Origin of the sequence: Curtobacterium sp. MMLR14_010, from assembly GCF_001865015.1 — a bacterium.
Taxonomy (GTDB): domain Bacteria; phylum Actinomycetota; class Actinomycetes; order Actinomycetales; family Microbacteriaceae; genus Curtobacterium.
Window position 1 is genome coordinate 17,887 of sequence record NZ_MJGV01000090.1, and the last position, 20,761, is coordinate 38,647.

16 protein-coding genes and 1 tRNA gene are annotated in these 20,761 nt (G+C 71.8%); 2 read left to right on the top strand and 15 right to left on the bottom strand.

Annotation, left to right across the window (positions count from 1 at the left end; all coding sequences use genetic code 11):
* Positions 1–37: 37 nt before the first annotated feature.
* Positions 38–1,360, bottom strand: coding sequence for a threonine/serine exporter family protein (locus BIU98_RS17170; RefSeq protein ID WP_175481412.1), 1,323 nt, complete (start codon positions 1,358–1,360; stop codon positions 38–40).
* A 204-nt stretch (positions 1,361–1,564) separates the two neighbouring features.
* Between BIU98_RS17170 and BIU98_RS17175 the strand changes: the two genes are divergently transcribed.
* Entirely contained in the window at positions 1,565–2,665 is a 1,101-nt protein-coding gene (locus tag BIU98_RS17175; protein ID WP_071279288.1) for a fatty acid desaturase, read from the top strand.
* A gap of 161 nt (positions 2,666–2,826) precedes the next feature.
* Here BIU98_RS17175 and BIU98_RS17180 read toward each other — a convergent pair.
* From BIU98_RS17180 to BIU98_RS17210, 7 genes are all read right to left on the bottom strand, one after another.
* Positions 2,827–2,903, bottom strand: a tRNA-Leu gene (locus tag BIU98_RS17180).
* A gap of 74 nt (positions 2,904–2,977) precedes the next feature.
* Positions 2,978–4,447, bottom strand: coding sequence for an NAD(P)/FAD-dependent oxidoreductase (locus BIU98_RS17185; protein WP_071279290.1), 1,470 nt, complete (start codon positions 4,445–4,447; stop codon positions 2,978–2,980).
* Positions 4,448–4,489: 42 nt separating this feature from the next.
* Positions 4,490–5,038 (bottom strand): DUF501 domain-containing protein, encoded by a 549-nt coding sequence (locus BIU98_RS17190; RefSeq protein ID WP_071279293.1) that lies wholly within the window; start codon positions 5,036–5,038, stop codon positions 4,490–4,492.
* Positions 5,039–5,121: 83 nt separating this feature from the next.
* A complete protein-coding gene (locus BIU98_RS17195) occupies positions 5,122–5,667 on the bottom strand; it encodes a septum formation initiator family protein (RefSeq protein WP_083393358.1) in 546 nt (181 codons plus the stop codon).
* Positions 5,668–6,301: 634 nt separating this feature from the next.
* The gene (gene eno / locus BIU98_RS17200; RefSeq protein WP_071279296.1) at positions 6,302–7,594 is read right to left on the bottom strand and encodes a phosphopyruvate hydratase; all 1,293 of its coding nucleotides are present in this window, start codon (positions 7,592–7,594) and stop codon (positions 6,302–6,304) included.
* Positions 7,595–7,692: 98 nt separating this feature from the next.
* Positions 7,693–8,946, bottom strand: a complete 1,254-nt coding sequence (hisS, locus tag BIU98_RS17205) for a histidine--tRNA ligase (RefSeq protein WP_071279298.1) — start codon at positions 8,944–8,946, stop codon at positions 7,693–7,695.
* Between the two features lie 290 nt (positions 8,947–9,236).
* Positions 9,237–10,031 carry a MazG family protein gene (locus BIU98_RS17210; protein WP_071279301.1) on the bottom strand — a complete coding sequence of 265 codons (795 nt, stop codon included), beginning with the start codon at positions 10,029–10,031 and terminating at the stop codon, positions 9,237–9,239.
* Positions 10,032–10,164: 133 nt separating this feature from the next.
* Between BIU98_RS17210 and nhaA the strand changes: the two genes are divergently transcribed.
* Complete coding sequence (gene nhaA / locus BIU98_RS17215; RefSeq protein ID WP_071279304.1) at positions 10,165–11,343, top strand: Na+/H+ antiporter NhaA; 1,179 nt, start codon at positions 10,165–10,167, stop codon at positions 11,341–11,343.
* A 231-nt stretch (positions 11,344–11,574) separates the two neighbouring features.
* On the opposite strand, the gene mfd is transcribed toward nhaA, so the two are convergent.
* The 7 genes from mfd to BIU98_RS17250 all read right to left on the bottom strand — a co-directional run bounded on the left by mfd (position 11,575) and on the right by BIU98_RS17250 (position 20,760).
* Positions 11,575–15,174: a transcription-repair coupling factor gene (mfd, locus tag BIU98_RS17220; protein WP_071279307.1), complete on the bottom strand. Its 3,600-nt coding sequence runs from the start codon at positions 15,172–15,174 to the stop codon at positions 11,575–11,577.
* Positions 15,175–15,292: 118 nt separating this feature from the next.
* On the bottom strand, positions 15,293–15,877 hold the full coding sequence (gene pth / locus BIU98_RS17225) for an aminoacyl-tRNA hydrolase (protein ID WP_071279309.1): 585 nt from the start codon (positions 15,875–15,877) through the stop codon (positions 15,293–15,295).
* A 32-nt stretch (positions 15,878–15,909) separates the two neighbouring features.
* Positions 15,910–16,542 (bottom strand): 50S ribosomal protein L25/general stress protein Ctc, encoded by a 633-nt coding sequence (locus BIU98_RS17230; RefSeq protein WP_071279312.1) that lies wholly within the window; start codon positions 16,540–16,542, stop codon positions 15,910–15,912.
* 274 nt (positions 16,543–16,816) lie between these two features.
* Positions 16,817–17,782 (bottom strand): hypothetical protein, encoded by a 966-nt coding sequence (locus BIU98_RS17235; protein WP_071279315.1) that lies wholly within the window; start codon positions 17,780–17,782, stop codon positions 16,817–16,819.
* A 40-nt stretch (positions 17,783–17,822) separates the two neighbouring features.
* A complete protein-coding gene (locus BIU98_RS17240) occupies positions 17,823–18,479 on the bottom strand; it encodes a response regulator transcription factor (protein ID WP_071279318.1) in 657 nt (218 codons plus the stop codon).
* Complete coding sequence (locus BIU98_RS17245; RefSeq protein WP_071279320.1) at positions 18,476–19,762, bottom strand: sensor histidine kinase; 1,287 nt, start codon at positions 19,760–19,762, stop codon at positions 18,476–18,478. Before BIU98_RS17245 ends, BIU98_RS17240 begins: the two co-directional genes overlap by 4 nt.
* A 77-nt stretch (positions 19,763–19,839) precedes the next feature.
* Entirely contained in the window at positions 19,840–20,760 is a 921-nt protein-coding gene (locus BIU98_RS17250; protein WP_071279323.1) for a hypothetical protein, read from the bottom strand.
* Position 20,761 lies beyond the last annotated feature (1 nt).

Here is a 20,761-nt window from a genome sequence, read left to right on the forward strand (position 1 = left end):
GGGGGGGGGGGGGGGGGGCGCGTGCGCGTGCGCGCCGTCAGTGCGTGGGGGCCGTGCGGGCGAACAGGCCCGGCAGCAGGCCACCGATCTTCGTGCCGACGCACAGGCTGACGAAGGTCGCGAGGGGCGTCGCCAGGGACTGCGGGTCGGCGGTGGCCACGGCGACCAGCCCGACGGTGCCCGGCACGAGCAGCAGGAACGCCGGCAGGAACGACACCGTCGCCGGGATCACCGGCACCAGCCGCTCCAGTCCACGGGTGGCGACGAACAGCACGGCCGCCGCGGTACCCGTCGCGACGACGCTCCCCACGAGCGGCGCCAGCCCGGACACGAGCGCGTACGCCCCGATCATGACCACGATCGAGGCGGCCGTGAGCTTCCACCCGGCGCCGAACACCAGGCCGATGCCGACCGCGAGCACCGCGACGGCCACCCACGACAACCAGTAGGCGGGCACCGACTCCCACCCGGCTCGGTCGGTCCCGACGCCGGCGACCTGCCCCACGAGCGCAGCGGACCGCGGGTCGACCCGCAGGCCGGTGACGGCGCTGCCCGCGGCGATCCCGGCGGCCATGAACCCGAGCATGATGAGCCCCTGCATCAGCCGCGCCGACCCGGTCACGATGTCGGCGGCGGTGAGCTCGAGGAGCGCGTTCGTGATGAGCGCGCCCGGCACGAACACGGCGACGGGGGCACACACGGCGAAGAGCGGGACGTGGTCGAAGCCGGTGCCGGCGGCGACGAGCCCGACGACCGCGGTCGACACGAACGCGGCGAGGAACGGCACGACGGCGACGGCCTCGCGGAACCGGCGGAGCAGCAGCCCGATGACCCCGACGACCGCGCCCACGCCGAGCACGACCAGGACGGCCCACCACGGGCAGCGGAAGACGACGGCGAGCCCGGCGGCGGTCAGGGCGTTCCCGGCGATCCACGGCAGCGGTGCCGGTGGACGGGTGTTCGCGCGGATGGCCCGGACACGCGCCGGGATCTCGGCGAGGGCGATCGACCCGCTCTCGAGCCCGAGGACCAGCCGGTTCGCCCGCGCCGCCTGCCGGAACGAGAGCTCGATGCCCTCGGCGTTGACGATCGTCGCCGAGCCCGTCGCGGTCTCGCTGACGATCACGAGTGCGGGCAGCACCCCGACGGCGAGTCCGGGGCCGATGCCTGCGGCCGCGCGTGCCTTCTCGAGGGCGGACCGGACGTCGGTGACGGAGCTGCCGGCGTCGAGCAGCAGGGCCCCGAGGGTGCCGAGGAGCATGCCGACGGGGACGGACTCGCCGTCGATCGTCTCGACGTGCGCCTCGGGCTGCCGGAGGACGCCACGGAGGTTCGCCAGTGCGCTGCCCAGTCCGACCACACCTGCATGGTAGCGAGGACCGGGGCCTGCGCCGACGGCCCTCCCGACGTCGCCACGAGGGGTCCCGACCCGGATGACCACATCACGCGGAACCGCCTCGCCCTTGACGGTCGCTGTCCAGGTTCGACCCCTAGGTTTCCTAGCAACCGCACACGCGGGAACTCGAGAGTACGGCCGAAGGGCTGTTCCTGATGGAAGCAGCCCATGTCTTCATCGACCCTGTACCGACCCACCACTCCCCGCACGCCGGGCGCCGCCTCCGGCACGTCCACGTACAAGGACCTCCTCGAAGAGGTCCGCGCAGCCGGGCTCCTGGAACGCCGTGTCGGCTTCTACTGGACCGTCTTCGCCGTGCTGGTCGCCCTCGTCGCAGCGTGCTTCGTCGCCGTCGCGATGCTCGGTGGCTCGTGGTTCCAGCTCATCCCGGCCGCCGTGCTCGGGGCGCTCTTCACGCAGTTCGCGTTCCTGTCGCACGAGGCCGCACACCGCCAGGTCTTCGCCTCGCGCAAGTGGAACGACAACGCCGGCCGCATCCTCGGCACCTTCATCGTCGGCCTGTCGTACACGTGGTGGATGAACAAGCACAACCGCCACCACGGCAACCCGAACACCATCGGCAAGGACCCGGACATCGCGCAGGACACGGTCTCCTTCATCGAGGAGGACGCCGCCCAGCGCCGCGGCCTGCTCCGCGCACTCACCCGCGTGCAGGGCTGGGCGTTCTTCCCGCTCCTCACGATGGAGGGCGCGAACCTGCACTTCCTCGGCGTCCGTGCACTCGTCACCGGCCAGCACATCAAGGGCTCCGGTCGCGACCGCATCATCGAGGGCATCCTGCTCGTCGCCCGCTTCGGCCTGTACTTCTGGGCGATCTTCACCCTCATGCCGTTCCCCGTCGCCGCCGCCTTCCTCGGCGTGCAGCTCGCCGTGTTCGGCGTCATGATGGGCGGCTCGTTCGCGCCGAACCACAAGGGCATGCCGGTCATCGCCGAGGGCGCCCGCATCGACTTCCTCTCCCGCCAGGTGCGCACCTCGCGCAACATCACCGGCGGGGTCTGGGCCGACCACCTCTTCGGTGGCCTGAACCACCAGGCGGAGCACCACCTGTTCCCGAACATGGCGCGCCCGAACCTGCGCAAGGCCAAGCCGATGGTGAAGGCCCACTGCGCCAAGCACAACATCCCGTACACCGAGGCCAGCCTCGGCAAGTCGTACGCGATCGTCGTCGCCTACCTCAACCGGGTCGGCCTCGCAGCACGCGATCCCTTCACCTGCCCCATGGTGACCGGCTACCGCCTGTACTGATCAACGACCCGAACTGACCAACGACCTGCACGACGAAGCGGCGCTGCCCCTTGGGGCGGCGCCGCTTCGTCGTTGCCGGAGACGGTCGGGTCCCGACCACCAACGGGCTGGAGGCTCCCCGCACGTCGCGAGTGGAGCCTCCAGTCCGCATGGACCGACGTTGGTACCCCCGGAGGGACTCGAACCCTCACCTCAGCGATTTTAAGTCGCGTGCCTCTGCCAGTTGGGCCACGGGGGCGAGTCGCATCAGCCTAGCGACGACGACAGGCGGCCACCGCGAGAGGTGACCGCCTGTCGTCGCTGCGCTCGGGACTACTTCGAGTCGGCCTTGATCGGCTCGGCGTCCTTGGAGACGTCCTCGGCCGGCGTGGCGTACGCCGGGCCGGCGGCACCGGCAGGGGTGCCCTCGGCCGGTGCTGCGGCGTCGACGGCCTTGGGCTCGTCGGCGGTGGCGGGCTTCGGGCGGGAGGCCCAGGCCTCGAACGCGGCACGCGGGGTCTCGCGGTCGTCGAGCGACGCGATGTCGCGGCCGAGGAAGAACCCACCAACCCAGTCGCTCACGACGCGGATCTTGCGCTCCCACGACGGCATGGCCAGACCGTGGTAGCCGCGGTGCGCGCCCCAGGCGAGGAAGCCCTTCATCGCGAACTTGCCGGACTGGAACACGCCGATGCCGACGCCGAGCCCGGCGACTGCACCGAGGTTCTCGTGCTTGTACTCGACCGTGGCCTCGTTGCGGAGCACCGCGACGAGGTTCTTGGCGAGCTGCTTGGCCTGGCGGACCGCGTGCTGGGCGTTCGGGACGCACATGCCGCCGACGCCACCACCGGTGAGGTCGGGGACGGCCGCGACGTCGCCGCAGGCCCACGCGTCGGGGATGATGGTGCCCTCGTCGACGATGCGCAGGTCGGGCTGGACGGTGATCCGGCCGCGGGGCTCGAGCGGGAAGTCGGTGCCCTTCACCATCGGGTTCGCCATGACGCCGGCGGTCCAGATGATGAGGTCGGACGGGATGGTCTCGATCGACTCGTCCTTGGCCTTGAGCTGGCAGACGCCGCCGACGGCCGACGCGAGCTGCGTCTCGAGGTGCACGGTCGCACCGCGCTGGGCGAGGTTCTCGAGCACCCAGTGCGAGGTCTCGAGGGAGACCTCGGGCATGATGCGCCCCATGGCCTCGACCAGGTGGAAGTGGGTGTCCTCGAAGGCGATCTGCGGGTAGCTCTTCAGCAGGTCGGTGACGAACGAGCGCAGCTCGGCGAAGACCTCGATGCCCGCGAAGCCACCGCCGACGACGACGACCGTCAGCAGGCGCTGACGCGCGGGGCCGGCCGGCAGGTTCGCGGCCTTGGCGAAGTTGGTGAGGACCTTGTCGCGGATCGCGGCGGCCTCTTCGATGGTCTTGAGGCCGATCGCCTCGTCCGCGACGCCCGCGATCGGGAACGTGCGCGAGACGGCACCGGCGGTCACGACGATCTGGTCGTAGGTCTCTTCCCACGGCTCGCCGAGCTCCGGCGTGATCGTGGCGGTGCGGGTCGCGTGGTCCACCTTCGTGACCTTCGCCGTGACGACGCGGGTCTTCTTGAGGTGACGACGGTGCGAGACGATCGCGTGGCGCGGCTCGATGGAACCGGCGGCGACCTCGGGCAGGAACGGCTGGTACGTCATGTACGGGAGCGGGTCCACCATGACGACTTCGGCTTCGCCCTGGCGAAGGTGCTTCTCGAGCTTCCAGGCGGTGTAGAAACCGGCGTAACCGCCGCCGACGACGAGGATCTTGGGCACGGGGGATGATCTCCTAGTGATGAGGGTTGGCCGGGAGTCTGGTCAGACTTCGCCGCCACCCGCCCCGACTCCGGCGTCTGCTCCCTCATCATACGCCCGGCATTCGCACCGGTCGGGCGACCAGGAGGCACGCTCGAGCGCCAGGTCGCCGATGGGGTTCACGCCGGGTCCGGCTGCGAGTGTGTGACCGACGAGGGCGTGCAGGCACTTCACGCGGACGGGCATGCCGCCAGCGCTGATGCCGTCGATCTCGTCGACGTGCTCGATGGACTCGCGGTCGGCGAGGTAGGCCTCGTGGGCGGCGCGGTACTGTGCCGCCGTCTCGGGGTCGTCGAGCAACGAGGCGAGTTCTGGCATGACGCCGGTCGCCTCGAGGGTGCTGACGGCAGCGGTGGCAGCCGGGTGGCACAGGTAGTACAGCGTCGGGAACGGGGTGCCGTTCGACAGCCGGGGCTTCGTCGCGACGACCGTGGGGTTGCCGCAGACGCAGCGAGCGGCGATGCCGACGACGTCACGGGCGGGGCGGCCGAGCTGGGCCGAGACCACCTGCACGTCGTGCTCGGTCGGCGGGTCGAACGGAGGGGTCGTCACGGGGACAAGAGGCTACCGGAGTTCCGGGGTGCTCCGCACCGGTGGTGCGTCCCGGTGGTGCGTGCCGTGCCGCTGCGGCCGGGTCAGCCCGCGCTCGTCGTGTCGCCGGTGCCGGAGACGTCGGGGGCGACGAGGTCCTGCTTCGTGTCCGTCGTCAGGCCGGACTCGAGCACGGACGACAGCATCGCCTGGACCCAGTCGACCTTCGGCGTCTGCACGCTCGAGCTCACCGGGGTGCCGGAGTCCGTCGTGGGGGCGTCGTCGCGGCGAGCACCGGAGCCCTCCCCCATCACGAGGAAGCTCTGCTCCCCCGGGTACACGTAGAGCAGACGGTCACGAGCCTGCGCCTCGATGTAGGCGGGGTCGTCCCAGCGCGCGACGTCCTTCTTCTTCTGCGCGACGTCGGACTTCTGCGCAGCGACCTCGTGCTGCTGCTGCGCGATCTGCTCCTGCTGCTGGATGAGCGTCCGGAGCGAGGGCGCGAGGACGACCACGAACAGCACGATGATCCCGAGCATGAGCAGGCTGAAGCCGGAGAAGCGGATGGACCGGTACCAGGGCTGTTCGGCCGTGGAGCCCTCGGGCATCGCGACGGGGACGCGACGGACGCGGGGCTTCTGGCTGGGCACGGTCCGACGATAACCCGGGCGCCGAGGCTCGGCACATCGGCGCGCGCGTGTCCCGCAGCCTCTCAGTGTCGGGCGGCGTGCACGTGCGCGTACGCGGCAGGCCCCTCGTCGAGACACCCCCGTCTGTGCGAGACACCCCTGTCCGCGCGAGACGGGCCCGTGTCCGTGCGAAACGGGCCCGTCTCGCCGATGCCGTCCTCCCCGCACTCCCCCACACACCCCCGTCCGTGCGAGACGCCCCAGTGTCGCCGGCCCAGTCCTCCCGACTGTTGGCCGGACGTCCCCGTCTGGACACGAGACACCCCTGTCCTCCTGAGACGCCCCCGTCTCGATGCGGAGCGGACGCGTACTCAGGCGCGAGACACCCCTGTTTCGTGTGAGACGCCCTCGAGCCCGTGAAACGCCGCCAGAATCGGCGGCGTCTCGGGAAGCTCGGGGCGTCTCACCGAGACACCGGCGTCTCGCCGCGCCCTGCCCGGCTCCAGCCCAGCCCCGGCTCCTGCCCTACACAGCCCCACCCCGCACAGCCCTGCGCGAGCAGTTGTCGCACGGAACGACGAGACGCCGCCCTCCGGAGTGGAGGACAGCGTCTCGGTGGAACGTCAGCGCGTCAGCAGTTCAGCGCGTCAGCAGCTCAGCGCGTCCAGAGCGATGCGGACCGCGGGAAGGCGGTACGCCCGGCGTAGACCGCGGCGTCGCCGAGCTCTTCCTCGATGCGGAGGAGCTGGTTGTACTTCGCGACGCGGTCCGAACGAGCCGGGGCACCGGTCTTGATCTGGCCGCCGTCGACCGCCACCGCGATGTCGGCGATGGTGGTGTCCTCGGTCTCGCCCGAGCGGTGGGAGAGGATCGCGGTCATGCCGTGGCGCTGCGCGAGGGACACGGCGTCGAGGGTCTCGGTCAGCGTGCCGATCTGGTTCACCTTCACCAGGATCGAGTTGCCGGCCTTCTCGTCGATGCCCCGCTGCAGACGCTTCGGGTTCGTGACGTAGAGGTCGTCGCCGACGATCTGCAGCTTGTCGCCGAGCTCGGCCGTCAGGTGGGTCCAGCCCTCCCAGTCGTCCTCGGCGAGGGGGTCCTCGATCGTGGCGAGCGGGTAGTCACGGGCCAGGTCCACGAAGTACTGCGTGAACTCCTGGCTCGAGAGCTGCTTGCCCTCGAACGTGTACTTGCCGTCGGCGAAGAACTCGGTCGACGCGACGTCGAGGCCGAGTGCGATGTCCTTGCCCGGCGTGAAGCCGGCCTTCTCGATGGCGGCGAGCAGGAAGTCCAGCGCGGCGCGGTTCGATGCGAGCTCCGGCGCGAAGCCGCCCTCGTCGCCGAGGCCGGTCGCGAGACCCTGCTTCTTCAGCTCGCCCTTGAGCGCGTGGTAGGTCTCGACGCCCCAGCGGAGGGCCTCGGAGAAGCTCTCGGCGCCGTAGGGCACCAGGAAGAACTCCTGGATGTCGACGTTGGTGTCCGCGTGCGCGCCACCGTTGACGACGTTCATCAGCGGCACGGGCAGCGTGTGCGCGTTCGGGCCTCCGAGGTAGCGGAACAGCGGCAGATCGGCCGAGTCGGCTGCGGCACGGGCGACGGCGAGCGAGGCGCCGAGGATCGCGTTCGCGCCGATGCGCGACTTGTTCTCGGTTCCGTCGAGCTCGATGAGCGCGGCGTCGACGAGGCGCTGGTCGGTGGCGTCGAAGCCCTCGAGCGCGGGGCCGATCTCGTCGAGGACGGCTTCCACCGCCTTGAGGACACCCTTGCCGCCGTAGCGGGCCTTGTCGCCGTCGCGCAGTTCGTACGCTTCGAAGGCGCCGGTGGAGGCACCGGACGGGACGAGCGCGCGCGACACGACGCCGTCGTCGAGGAGGACCTCGACCTCGACGGTCGGGTTCCCTCGGGAATCGAGGACTTCGCGTGCTCCTACGGCATCGATCACGGCCACGGGGTACTCCCTAAACGTTGCGGTTGTGGTGCTTGCGGATCGATCCTAGCGACGACCGGTGAACGGTTCCGCCGCTCCAGGTGACCACTGTGGACAAGTCAGGCCAGTGGACGGAACTCCACGCCCTGCAGCGTCGTGGTGTCGGCGTTCACGGTGGCGAAGGCGCCGAACCCCTGGGCGGCCAGGCCGGCGAGCTGGTTCTTCGTGTTCTTGGTGCGTCGTTCGAGCCGGACGCGCTGGTGGGAACCGAGTGCCTCGCCCTTGAGCGCGGCCAGGCGGACGGGGTCGACGTCCTTGTCGTACAGCAGCACGACGGCGTCGCTCGTGGCGGACTCGGGCAGGTCGACGAGGTCGACGAGTCGCTCGAACCCGAGCGAGAAGCCGACGGCTGGGACGTCCTGGCCGAGGAAGCGCCCGATCATCCCGTCGTACCGACCGCCACCACCGAGGCTGTAGCCGAAGTCGGGGTGCGCCACCTCGAAGATCGTGCCGGTGTAGTACCCCATGCCGCGCACGAGCGTCGGGTCGAAGCGCAGGTCGACACCCGGCAGCGCCGCACGGAGGCGGAGCAGGTCGTCGAAGGCCTCGGCGTCGAGCCAGTCCGCGCCGGCGGCGGTGTCCCAGTCGGCACGGGCCAGCTCCTCGATGGTCAACGCCAGCTCGGCCGTGTCGAACAGGTCCTGCCCGAGCATGTCGCTGAGCTCGGTCGCGACCCCCGTCGCACCGATCTTGTCGAGCTTGTCGATGGTGATGAGCGCACGCTCGGCGGCTCCGGGGTCGGTGATGCCCCAGGACGCGAGCATCGCGGTGAGCACACGGCGGTCGTTGATGCGGATCGAGGTACCGGTGACACCGAGCTCGTCGAGCGCTGCCGTCGTCGCACGGATCAGCTCGATCTCGGCGAGCTGGCCGGGCTCGCCGAGGACGTCGATGTCGCACTGCACGAACTGCCGGTAACGCCCCTTCTGCGGACGCTCCGCCCGCCAGACCGGCGCGATCTGCACCGCGCGGAACACCGTCGGCAGCTCGGCGCGGTGCGAGGCGTAGAACCGGGCGAGCGGCACCGTCAGGTCGAAGCGCAGTCCGAGGTCGACGAGGTCGAGCGGGGCCTCGGCAGCGTGCAGGTCCTCGGTCGTGAGCCCACGGCGGAGCACCCCGAACGCGAGCTTCTCGTTGTCGCCACCGAGCCCGGAGTGCAGGCGGGCGGAGTCCTCGACCACGGGGGTCTCGATCTCGTCGAAGCCGTGTCGCGCGTACACGCCGCGGATCACGCCGAGGACGTGCTCGCGCCGCGCCTTGTCCGCGGGGAGGAAGTCGCGCATGCCTCGGGGTGCCGTCACGGTCGTCGCCATGGCTCAATCCTGTCAGATCGAGCGATCGACTTGCGGAGCAATCGAACTGCTCATATGCTAGATTCAGAACCTCGGTTCGGCGGGTGCCTGATCCACTCACCGAACCGGTCGCGAGGGCACTGTGCTGCAATGTGCCCCGCGGTTCGAGCGGGCATCCCTGCCGGCGTCGCTCCCTGGCGATGCCGAGCGCCCGCTCGCGGGCGTCCTCCTTTTTCGGGTTAGGAGGACGCCCGCACTTCTCGCTCCAGCTGTCCTCGTCGCAGTCGTCGCGATGCGCACAGTCCGAGACGTCACGCCCCGTCCGCCACGCGCCCTTCGGCCTCGAGCATCGCCGCAGCCGCACGCAGACTCGCAACCGGATCGACTCCGGCACGCCGCGCCTCGGCGACCGAAGCGAGCATCCCGACGCCCCACGTCACGTCCGCACGCGGAGCCACCGCGTCACCGTCGTCCGGGACGACAGCGGCGCCCGCCCCCTCCGCGCGACCGGCACCGGCCTCGGCACCGGCACCGGCACCGGCAACCACGACGCGCCCCGCACCGGCCCCAGCGCCAGCGCCAGCACCGGCACCAGCCCCAGCCCCAGCCGACCCCACGACGGCGGCGACGACCGTGTCGGCGTCCCCACGTTCCTCCAGTCGTTCCAACAGCTTCACCGCCCGCTCCAACGGCGGCATCGCCCGCGGCACCCCGTCGAAGGCGCTCGTCCGCGTGGCCTTCTCGGCGGCCTTCGCCGCCCGCCACACGCGGACGACGTCCTCCACGGTGTCGGCGCGCTCGTCCCCGAACACGTGCGGGTGCCGTCGGGTCATCTTGTCGCGGGCGGTCGCGGCCACCTCGTCGAGTCCGAAGAGTCCCTCGTGCTCGGCGATCCCGGCGTGGAGCACGACCTGGTACAGCACGTCCCCGAGTTCCTCGCGCAGGTCCACCGGGTCGCCGTCCTCGATCGCGTCGACGAGTTCGTAGGCCTCCTCGACCGCGTACCGGGCGAGCGAGGCGTGGGTCTGCGCGCGGTTCCACACGCAGCCACCGTCGGGCGCGAGCAGGCGGTCGACGACGGCGACGAGGTCCTCCATGGCGGTCATCCGGCCATGCTCGCACGCCCCGACGACCCGGTCCCGTGGGCCGGAGCGGGCGTCAGGGGCCTTCGGTACACTGGCCGTGGCGTGTCGGGAAGTCTGGTCGACGGACCGTTTCCCGAACCCTCACGGAGTCCCATTGCTCGCGCTCATCCGTTCCCCTCGCTTCAGTGCCGTCGCCCTCCTGACCGCCGCCGTCCTCGGCCTCGTGCTCGCGAACACCCCGGCCGGACCCGGGCTCGAACACCTCCTCGACGTGCACGCTCCGTGGGGCGCCGTCGGGCTCGACCTCTCCGTCGCCCACTGGATCAGCGACGGGCTGCTCGCCGTGTTCTTCCTGCTCGTCGCGATCGAGCTGAAGCACGAGCTCGTAGCCGGGGAGCTCGCGAACCCGAAGACAGCGATCGTGCCCGCCATCGCCGCGGTCGGCGGGGTGCTCGTCCCCGCTGGCGTCTACCTCGCGGTGACCGCGGGCACCGCGTACACGCACGGGTGGCCGATCCCGACGGCGACGGACATCGCGTTCGCGCTCGGGGTGCTCGCGATGTTCGGCCGCGGGCTGCCGTCCACGATCCGGGTGTTCCTGCTCGCGCTGGCGGTGCTCGACGACCTCATCGCGATCGTCATCATCGCGGTGGTGTTCGCCCACGACACCGACTTCCTGGCGCTCGGCGGCGCGGCTGTCGTCCTCGTGCTGTTCTGGCTGCTGGGACGGATGCTGCGGCCGGGTCGGTCCGGACAGGGCTGGCTCATCGCGGGCATGGTCGTCCTCGGCCTGGTCACGTGGTGGCTCGTCTACCACTCGGGCGTCCACGCGACGATCGCCGGGGTCGCGCTCGGGCTCGTCCTGCCGCGGCGCCCCGGGCACACCCTGCACGAGCGGGTGGAGCCGTGGTCCAACGCGATCGTGCTGCCGGTGTTCGCGTTCGCCTCGGCCGCGGTGATGATCCCCGCGGTCGGCATCGGCGAGCTCTCCCCCACGTTCTGGGCCGTCGTGCTCGCGCTGCCCGTCGGCAAGGTGATCGGCATCACGCTGTTCGGCGCCGTCGCGACGCGGCTGTTCCGCGGGCCAGGGCGTCCGTCGCTGTCGTTCTGGTCGATCGTCACGGTCGGCGTGCTCGGGGGCATCGGGTTCACGGTGTCGCTGCTCATGAACGAACTCGCCTTCGCGAGCAACGACGAGATCGTCGACGAGGGCGTCCTCGCCGTCCTGGTCGGGTCCGGGATCGCGATGGTGGCCTCGGCCGTGGTCGTCAGCCTCAAGGCACGTCACCACCGCGCACGCCGCGAGCTCTCCGAGGCCGAGGCGACGGAGTAGCGCGGCGATCCGGGGCGTGGTCGGTCCCGACTCGGGACGACAAAGTCGAGGTCGTACGACGACAGTGATGTCGTTCGGAGTCGGGACGCGGGCTACGGGCAGGAACGGGGCAGGAACGCGCGCGGGCTCCGGGAACGGGGGCGCGGCGGACAGCACCACCCACCGGACGGGAGGCTCGGGGCGGGCTGGCACCGAGCCTCCAGTCCGACGGCGGTGCCGGACCGCAGGCGGCTACGCCGCCGGGGCCTCCGCGGGGGCGGCTGCACCGTAGACCGCGGTGAGGATGCTCTCGACCCACTGGATCAGGGCGTCGTCGGGCAGGGCCAGGTCGTGCGGGCGCGGCACCGGGATGCTCGACGCGTTCTGCTGCGGGAACCACTTCGCGCCGGGGAACATCCGCTTGAGCCGGACCTGCGACGAGTCGGCGAGCTCCTTGCCCGCGACGCGCAGGTTCGAGCCCATGACCACGACGTCGGACAGGCCGACCTGCTGCGCCATGCGGCGGAGCCGAGAGACCTCGACCAACGTCTGCACGGGCTGCGGGGGCGTGCCGTAGCGGTCGGTGAGCTCGTCGAGCACCATGTCGATCGCGTCCGTCTGCGCCGTCGGAGCCGAGGCGGCCGAGAGCTTCTGGTAGGCCTCGAGACGCAGGCGCTCGGACTCGACGTAGTCCTCGGGGATGTGGGCGTCGACGGGGATCTCGAGCCGGAGCTCGGTCTGCCCCTCGGCGACGTCCCCGCGGAACTGCGAGACGGCCTCGCCGATCATGCGGAGGTAGAGGTCGAAGCCGACACCTGCGATGTGGCCGGACTGCTCGCCGCCGAGCAGGTTGCCGGCGCCGCGGATCTCGAGGTCCTTCATCGCGACCTGCATGCCAGCGCCGAGCTCGTTGTTGGCGGCGATGGTCTCGAGGCGGTCCTGCGCGGTCTCGGAGAGCGGCTTGTCGGCGTCGTAGAGGAAGTACGCGTAGCCACGCTCGCGACCACGACCGACACGGCCGCGGAGCTGGTGGAGCTGCGACAGGCCGTACTTGTCGGCGCGGTCGATGATGAGCGTGTTCGCGTTCGCGATGTCGAGGCCGGTCTCGATGATCGTGGTGGACACCAGGACGTCGAAGCGACGCTCCCAGAAGTCGACCATGACCTGCTCGAGGGCCTGCTCCGACATCTGCCCGTGGGCGACGGCGATGCGGGCGTCCGGCACGATCTCGGCGAGGTGCGAGGCGACCGACTGGATGTCCTTCACGCGGTTGTGCACGTAGAACACCTGGCCCTCGCGGAGCATCTCGCGCCGGATCGCCGCGGCCACCTGCAGGTCGGACTGCGGGCCGACGAACGTCAGGATGGGGTGGCGGTCCTCGGGCGGGGTGGCGAGGGTCGACATCTCGCGGATGCCCGTCACGGCCATCTCGAGCGAGCGCGGGATCGGCGTCGCGGACATCGCCAGGACGTCCACGTTGGTCTTGAACTTCTTGAGCTGGTCCTTGTGCTCGACGCCGAAGCGCTGTTCCTCGTCGATGATGACCAGGCCGACGTCCTTGAACTGGATGCCCTGCGAGAGGATCCGGTGTGTGCCGATGACGATGTCGACGGTGCCGTCCGCGAGGCCCGCGATGGTCTCCTTGGACTCCTTCTCGGTCTGGAACCGGCTGAGCGCGCGGAGGTGCACGGGGAACCCGGCGAAGCGCTCCGCGAAGGTCTCCATGTGCTGGCGGACCAGCAGGGTGGTGGGGACGAGCATCGCGACCTGCTTGCCGTCCTGCACGGCCTTGAACGCCGCACGGATCGCGACCTCGGTCTTGCCGTAGCCGACGTCGCCGGAGAGCAGGCGGTCCATCGGGATCGGGCGCTCCATGTCGCGCTTGATCTCGTCGATGGTGGTGAGCTGGTCGGCGGTCTCGGCGAACGGGAACGCTTCTTCGAGCTCGCGCTGCCACGGGGTGTCCGGGCCGAACGCGTGGCCCTTCGACGCCATGCGCGCCGAGTAGAGCTTCACGAGGTCGACGGCGATGTCGCGGACGGCCTTGCGCGCCTTGCTCTTCGCCGCGGACCAGTCGCTGCCGCCCATCTTCGACAGGCTCGGGGACTCGCCGCCGACGTAGCGGGACAGCTGGTCGAGCTGGTCGGTTGGGACGAAGAGCTTGTCGCCCGGGTACCCCCGCTTCGACGGTGCGTACTCGAGGACGAGGTACTCGCGCTGCGTCTTCACCGCGTTGCGGCCGCCGCTGGAGACCTCTCGGGAGACGAGCTCGACGAACTTGCCGATGCCGTGCGTCGCGTGCACGACGACGTCGCCCGGCCTGAGCTGCAGCGGGTCGACGACGTTCTTGCGGCGGCTCGCGAGCTTCTTGACGGTGCGGGCACCCTGCTGGGCACTGCGGCCGTAGAACTCGGCCTCGGACAGCACCGTGATGCGGGGATCGGGGATGGAGAACCCCTGCTCGACGACCGCGGCGGTGACGACCGCGACGCCGGGCTCCGGCGGCCCGGTGACGAGACCGATCCGAGCGGCGACACCGGCGTCGGCGAGCACCTGCACGGCGCGCTCGACGAGGCCCTGCCCCTGCGCGGTGACGACGACCGCCCAGCCGTCGTCGGTGAGGGCCTTGACGTGCGCGACGGCACCGTCGGCGCTGCCCGCGAAGCTCGGGACGGCGTCGGCGCGGACCCGGACGTACTCGCCGGCCTCGGCGACGGCGTCCGTGTCGGAGAGTGGCTCGTCCTGCCCGCTGTCGAACGGGGAGATCGTCCACCAGGTGCGCTGTCCCCGCGTGCGCTTCAGCAGCGGCACGGTGAGGAAGTTGCCGGCATCGAGGTCGATCGGCGCCTGGGCCCCGGCAACCGCGGCGCTCCACGCGGCCTGCAGGAACTCCTGGTTGGTCTCGGCGAGGCTGTGCGCACGACCACTGACCCGCTCGGGCGAGAACACCGCGATGGTGGCGCTCTCGGGCAGGTAGGTGGTCATCGGCACGAGCTTGCGGACGAGGGCCGGGGCGAGGGACTCCATGCCCTCGACCGGGATGCCCTCGGCGACCTTGGCCAGCATCTGCGACAGGCTCGGGAACTCGTGCAGCATCTCGCGTGCCCGCTGCCGGACGTCGTCGCTCAGCAGGAGTTCGCGCGAGGCGGTCAGCTCGACGCTGTCGAGGTCGTCCTCGGTCGAGCGCTGGTCGGCGACGGAGAAGGCCTTGATGCCGTCGATCTCGTCGCCGAAGAAGTCGACGCGCACGGGGTGGTCGGCCGTGGGCGGGAAGACGTCGAGGATGCCACCGCGCACGGCGAACTCGCCGCGGCGGGTGACGAGGTCGACGCGGGCGTAGGCGAGGTCGACGAGCTGCCCGGCGATGGCGGCGAGGTCGTTGCCGCGCGAGGCCGTGCGGAGCACCACGGGGCTGAGCTCGGTCAGGTTGTCGGCAATCGGCTGCAGCGCGGCGCGGACGCTCGCGACGACGACGGTCGTCGGGCGGTCGGCTCCCGCGGCGGCGGCGTCCTGCCAGCGCTGCAGGGCGCGGAGGGTGGCGATGCGCGTGCCGACCGTCTGCGCGCTCGGGCTGAGACGCTCGTGCGGCAGGGTCTCCCACGCGGGGAACTCGAGGACCTCGGCGTCGGGGAGGTAGCTCGACACGGCGCCGCGCACTGCCTCGGCTTCACGACCCGTGGCCGTGATCACGAGGACGCACTGGGGGCCCTTGCGCTCGGCCATGAGGGCGCCGAGCAGCGGCACACGCAGGCCGTCGACGACCGAGAAGTCGGCGTCACGAGGAGCGGCGCGGAGGACGCGATCGAACGCGGAGGCGCGCGAGAGCGCAGGGATGATGCCCGAGATCGTCACTCAGGACATGGTACCGGCCAGGTCCGACAGCGGTCGCGGCGTGCGCGACCAGCGAACGCCGGGACCGGCGAGCTGCCCGACAGGACGCCGCGTCCGAATGTGCTGTGGTGTCCGCTCGTCAGGACGGGGCGTGGACGCGCTGCTGCGCGGCGACCAGCCCGAGGTCGACGATGGCCTCGACCGCGTCGGCTGCGTCGGCCAGCAGGTTCGGCAACGTCTTCTTCTCGGTCGGCGAGAAGTCGCGCAGGACGTGGTCGGCGGGGTCCTGGCGCCCGGGGGGACGGCCGATGCCGACCCGCACGCGGGCGAACTCGTTCGTGTTCGTCGCCTTGATGACGTCGCGGAGCCCGTTGTGCCCGCCGTGACCGCCGGAGCCCTTGAGGCGGACGGTGTCGAACGGCAGGTCGAGCTCGTCGTGGATGACGATGAGGTCAGCCGGCGTCACGCTGTAGAACCCGAGGACCGAGGAGACCGGTCCCCCGGAGGTGTTCATGAACGACCCCGGCTTCGCGAGCACCAGGCGAGGGCCACCCGGCACCAGCCGCCCCTCGGCGACCTGGTTCGGGGTCTTGTGCTTCCTGAACGTCGCGCCCATCCGGGCAGCGAGTTCGTCGAGGACCATCTGGCCGACGTTGTGGCGGTTGCCCGCGTAGTCGGGCCCGGGGTTCCCGAGCCCGACCACGACGAACGAACGATCTGCCATCAGCGTCGACCAGATGTCTCTACGGGTGCTGCCTACTCGGAGTCGACCGGGGCGGAGCCGCCCTCGGCACCGGCCTCGGCGCCCGCCTCAGCGGAGGCCTCGTCGGCTGCCTCGTCGTCAGCGGTGCCACGCGGGGTGACGATCGCGACGACGAGCGCCTCGGGGTCGGTCTCGAGCTCGGCGCCCTCGGGGAGCTCGAGCTGCGACGCGTGGATCTGCGTGCCGTCCTCGAGGCCCTCGACGTCGACCGACACGTGCTCGGGGATGTCCGTCGCGAGGACGAGCAGCGAGACGGTGTTGAGGTCCTGCACGTGGATCGTGCCGGCGAAGGACTCGCCCTCGATGACGACGGGGACGTCGACGGTGACCTTCTCGCCACGGCGGAGGACGACGAGGTCGATGTGCTCGATGATCTGACGCACCGGGTCACGCTGGACGTCCTTGACGAGGGCGAGCTGCGCAGCGCCCTCGATGTCGAGGTCCACGACCGCGTTGGCGGTACGGACGAGCAGCATGGTCTCGTGGCCCGGGAGGCTCACGTGCTGCGGCTCGGTGCCGTGCCCGTAGATGACCGCGGGGATCTTGTCGGCAGCGCGGAGCTTGCGCGCAGCGCCCTTGCCGAACTTGGTGCGGACTTCCGCTGCGAGCTTGGTGTAGTCGGCCATGGTGCCTCCTGGTCTCGGGGACGACACCGGAGTGCCGGCATCGTGGGGTCTGTGGTGTTGCAACTCGAACGCGTGCACGCGTGAGGAACGGTCCCAGAGTCTGGCCGGATCTCCCACTGCGTCGATCACGGCCGCGCGTACGCGGCCCTCGCCGAAGTCGACCACCAGCGTACCAGTCCCGGCCCGGGCGTGTCGGCCATCGCCGTGCTGCCGGGCACGGAACGGACGGGAGGCTCGTGGCGGCGCCGCCACGAGCCTCCCGTCCGTCAGGTGGTCAGTCGACGTCGGCGGGCGCCTCCGGCGCGAGTCGCTGGATCGTCCGGTCGAGCCGCCGGTCGACGACGAGCTGCTTCGGCTCCGCTGCGCGGAGCACGGCGGCGTCGGTCGCGGTGACGTGCAGGAGCCGGTCCCACTCGGCGTCGTACAGGGCCTGCCGGTAGCCGGAGGACTCCTGGCAGGCGACGTCGCGTCCGGCGATCGCGACCTCGGCGTCCTGCACCGGCGTCGACCCGATGTCCGTGCCGAACTGCCGCCGCATGGTGTCCGAGGGCATGTCCGCCGGGCTCGCGGGCAGGTCCTGGACGCGCGACGGTGCCATGCAGGTCCGCCACTGAGCTGCCGCGGTCACGACGGCGGCGTCCTGCTGGGCGGCCGCCGCGGCGACGGAGGTCAGGGCCTTCGCGGTCATCGAGGCGGACTGCTCGGTGCCGTCCGCGTCGGCCAGCCCGAGGGTGCGGTAGCCGTCCTGGAAGCACCGGTCCACCGCCGTCTGCGACGCGGTCGCGAACGCGGCGTTCCGGTCCGGGTCCTGACCCCACACCCGGATGCCGTCCTCGTTCGCCCCGGCGGTCGAGGGCCCGTGGTAGCCACGGGTCCGTGCGAGGTCGGCGTCGAGCGGCCGCGTCCACGAGAGCGCCGGCGCCGGGTTGCCCCGCTCGGGCGTCTCGTCCGCGTCGGAGAGGGCGTCGAGGCCAGCGGCGGTCGCCCAGGGCACCGGGAAGTCGATCCCGGCCCGGCGGAGGCACGGCTGGACGACGAGGTTCTCCGTGTAGTCCTGCTTCCGGACGCCGGGCTGGGCCCAGCCGTCGAGCGGCATCGCCCAGGCGTCCTGGTCCTGCTCGACCGACGGTCTGACCGCGACGTCGACGGGTTCGGGCAGGCCGTGGACGACCCCGGCGCCGAGGCCGATGACGACGAGGGCGAGGGCGCCGGTCTTCGCGATGCGGGTGGTGAGCTGCATGGTTCCCCTGGGTTGTGGCGGTGGCGCTGGCGCTGGGGCGTCAGGCGCGGACGAGGCCGCGTTCGTGTGCGGTGATGACGACCTGGATGCGGTTCCGGAGCCCGAGCTTCATGAGCACCGAGCGGACGTGGCTCTTCACGGTGGCCTCGCTGAGGAACACCGACGCGGCGATCTCGGCGTTGGTGAGGCCCTTCGCGACGAGGAGGAAGACCTCCCGCTCGCGGGCGGTCAGGGCGTCGAGCACCTCGTCGCGACGGTCCGTCCCCACCGGGGTGCCCTGCGCGCGGAGCAGGTCGAGCGCCTCGGCCTCGGTGGGTGCCGGGCGGCCCTCGTGGACGTCCCGGATCGTGGCCGTCACGACCTCGGGCAGCGCGTCCTTCGTCAGGAACGCGGCGGCTCCGGCCCGCAGGGCGGCGAGGACCGCGTCGTCCCGGCGGATCGTCGTGAGGGCAATCACGCGCGGTCGGTCGCCGTCGCGCTCCCCCAGTCGCCCGAGCGTCTCGATGCCGTTCAGCACCGGCATCCGGAGGTCGAGCAGCAGGACGTCCGGGTGCTCGGTGTCGCAGAGCTCGAGGGCGGCAGCACCGTCCCCGGCCGTCCCCACGCAGGTCATGTCGTCCTGGGCGTCGACGAGCATCCGCATGCCCGAGGCGAACAGCCGCTGGTCGTCGACGACCCCGACCCGGATCGCGGTCATCGTGCGGCCTCGCGTCCGGCGGGTGCAGCCTCGCGTCCGTCGGGTGCGGCCTCGCGCCCGGCGGGCGCGGTCCGCGCGGCCGCTGTGGCCGGTCTGCTCGCCGGGACCCACCCGGTCACGACGAACTCGTGCTCCTCGTCGCCGGTGCCGGCGCGGAGCCAGCCACCCGCCAGTCGGGCGCGTTCCTGCATGCCGACGATGCCCGTCCCGACGCCGTCGAGCACGACGAGGGGCGCAGCACCCCGTGACGTCACCACGATCCCGAGGCCGGGGCCGCGCCAGTCGAGGACCACCCGGGCGCTCGCGGTCCGGCCCTGGTGCTTGAGGACGTTCGTCAGGCTCTCCTGGACGATCCGGTGGACCGCGGCGGCCACGCCGGGGAGCACCTCCGCCGGGACGCCGTGCTGCTCGAAGACCGCGTCCATGCCGAGCTCCCGCATGTCCGCGACGAGCGGTGGAACGTCCGACAGGTCGTGCCGGGCGTCGTCGCCCGCGCCCTGGATGCGCTCGACGAGCGCGCGGACGTCCCCGAGGGCAGACCGGCTCACCTCGGCGATGTCGCGGAGCGCGGTCGCCGCGTGCTCGTCCCGCACCGCGATCGCGGCGGCCCCCTGGGCCTGGGAGACCACGACCGCGAGCGAGTGCGCCAACGAGTCGTGCACATCGCGGGCGATCCGCGCACGCTCCTGCTCGGCGTGCAGCTCCACGGTCGTCACCTGGGTCTCCCGCTCGGCCTCGACGACCCGGACCCGTGCCAGACCGATGCGCCACGTCGCGCCGATCGCGACCCCGACGGCCCAGCCGATGCCGCTCGCTCCCGCCAGGGACAGCGCGATGAGCACGAGGTTCGTGCGGGTCCCGGCCGTGGAGGCGACCCAGTTCGCCCAGACGTCCGGGTCGGCGACCGTCGGCACCACCATCGCCCACGCCGCCCCGACGCTCGACACGGCGAGCGCCGGGACCGCGAGCCACCGGAGCAGGTCCGAACGTCCGGCACCGACGATGCCGACGACGATCACGATGGCCAGGTACTCCGGCCAGGTCGTGGACGTCGGGCGGTGGAGCAGTCGGGCGGCCTGCAGCAGCGGCACGGCGACGACGAGCCCGAGGGCCGTCGAGGGCATCCAGGCCGCCAGGCCGATGGCGACGGCGAACGCCGAGACGACGACGACGTGGTCGGCGAGTCCGGAGCGGCCGGCCTCCGCGACGATCCAGAGCACGAGGTAGACGACGCCGGTGGCGGGTGCCAGGAGGTGTCGGAACCGGCGGAGGAGGGTGGTCATGTCGCCGAGCGTATGGGGACGCTCGGGCGGTCAGCGAGCCGTGGGCGGGGTTTTCATCCGAGGTGATGAACGGGTGGTCAGCGGCCCAGGGAGCGGCGGTGCTCCTGGGCGGCGGCGAGGAGGTCGCGCGCGCGGTCGCTGGCCGTCTCGGCGTCGTCGCGGGAGCGTTCGAGCCGCTCGACCTCGGCGGTGGCACGTTCGAGCTCGCGCGCGAGTTCGGCGCGGCGCTCCTCGGCCGTCTCGAGGTCGCGCGCGGCGGCGTCCAGCGCTGCGTCGGCGTCGCGCGACTCCGTCCGAGCGGCGGTCTCGGCCTGGCGGGCGGCGCGACGCTCGGCAGCGGGGTCGGCCCGTGGCTCGTCCGGCTCCTCGGGCTGGTCCGGTCCGGACTGGTCCGGTTCGGGCGGCCTGGAGGCTCGGCGCGGCTTCCGCGCGCGTCTCCCCTCCTCGATGTCGATGGGTGGGGCACCGCTGCCCGACCAGGCATCGGGGACCGCGTCCGGCACGGCGAGGGCACCGTCGAGGTCGACGTCCTCGAAGCCGACGCTCTCCAGGGGCTGCACGAGGAGTCCCGAGCGGACGGCGGCCCCGGCGTGTGGGTCGGCCATCGCGGCCTCGATCGTCGCGCGGACCTGGTCGAGGACGGCCGCCGTGGCGGGGTGGCCGGCGTCCGATGCCAGGTCCGCCCCGGCCTGCGCCAGGGCCCGCACCACGCTCGTCCGCTGGCGACGGAGGGCGCTGATCTCCTGCGGGTCCGCGTTCGCCTGGGCCTCGCGGAGCGACGGACCGAGGTCGACCGCCTCGTCGAGGGCCTGCTCGTTCGCCAGCAGGTCGACCACCCAGGCAGCGGGAGCCGGCTTCCGGAGCTTCCCGATCGCCGCGGCGGTCTCACGGTCGTCCGTGCGCATCGCCCGCTGTCGGGCGGTCCGCTCGGCGACGAAGTCCGCCGGCGCGACGAGCAGGAGCTCGCGGGCGACCCCTGCGAGCGTGTCGATGTCCACG

Excerpts from the sequence above, each read along its gene's own strand:
- BIU98_RS17175 (WP_071279288.1), top strand. The coding sequence starts at position 1,565 with ATGTCTTCATCGACCCTGTACCGACCCACCACTCCCCGCACGCCGGGC.
- hisS (WP_071279298.1), bottom strand. The coding sequence starts at position 8,946 with ATGGCGACGACCGTGACGGCACCCCGAGGCATGCGCGACTTCCTCCCC.
- BIU98_RS17210 (WP_071279301.1), bottom strand. The coding sequence starts at position 10,031 with ATGACCGCCATGGAGGACCTCGTCGCCGTCGTCGACCGCCTGCTCGCG.
- pth (WP_071279309.1), bottom strand. The coding sequence starts at position 15,877 with ATGGCAGATCGTTCGTTCGTCGTGGTCGGGCTCGGGAACCCCGGGCCC.
- BIU98_RS17230 (WP_071279312.1), bottom strand. The coding sequence starts at position 16,542 with ATGGCCGACTACACCAAGCTCGCAGCGGAAGTCCGCACCAAGTTCGGC.
- BIU98_RS17235 (WP_071279315.1), bottom strand. The coding sequence starts at position 17,782 with ATGCAGCTCACCACCCGCATCGCGAAGACCGGCGCCCTCGCCCTCGTC.
- BIU98_RS17240 (WP_071279318.1), bottom strand. The coding sequence starts at position 18,479 with ATGACCGCGATCCGGGTCGGGGTCGTCGACGACCAGCGGCTGTTCGCC.
- BIU98_RS17245 (WP_071279320.1), bottom strand. The coding sequence starts at position 19,762 with ATGACCACCCTCCTCCGCCGGTTCCGACACCTCCTGGCACCCGCCACC.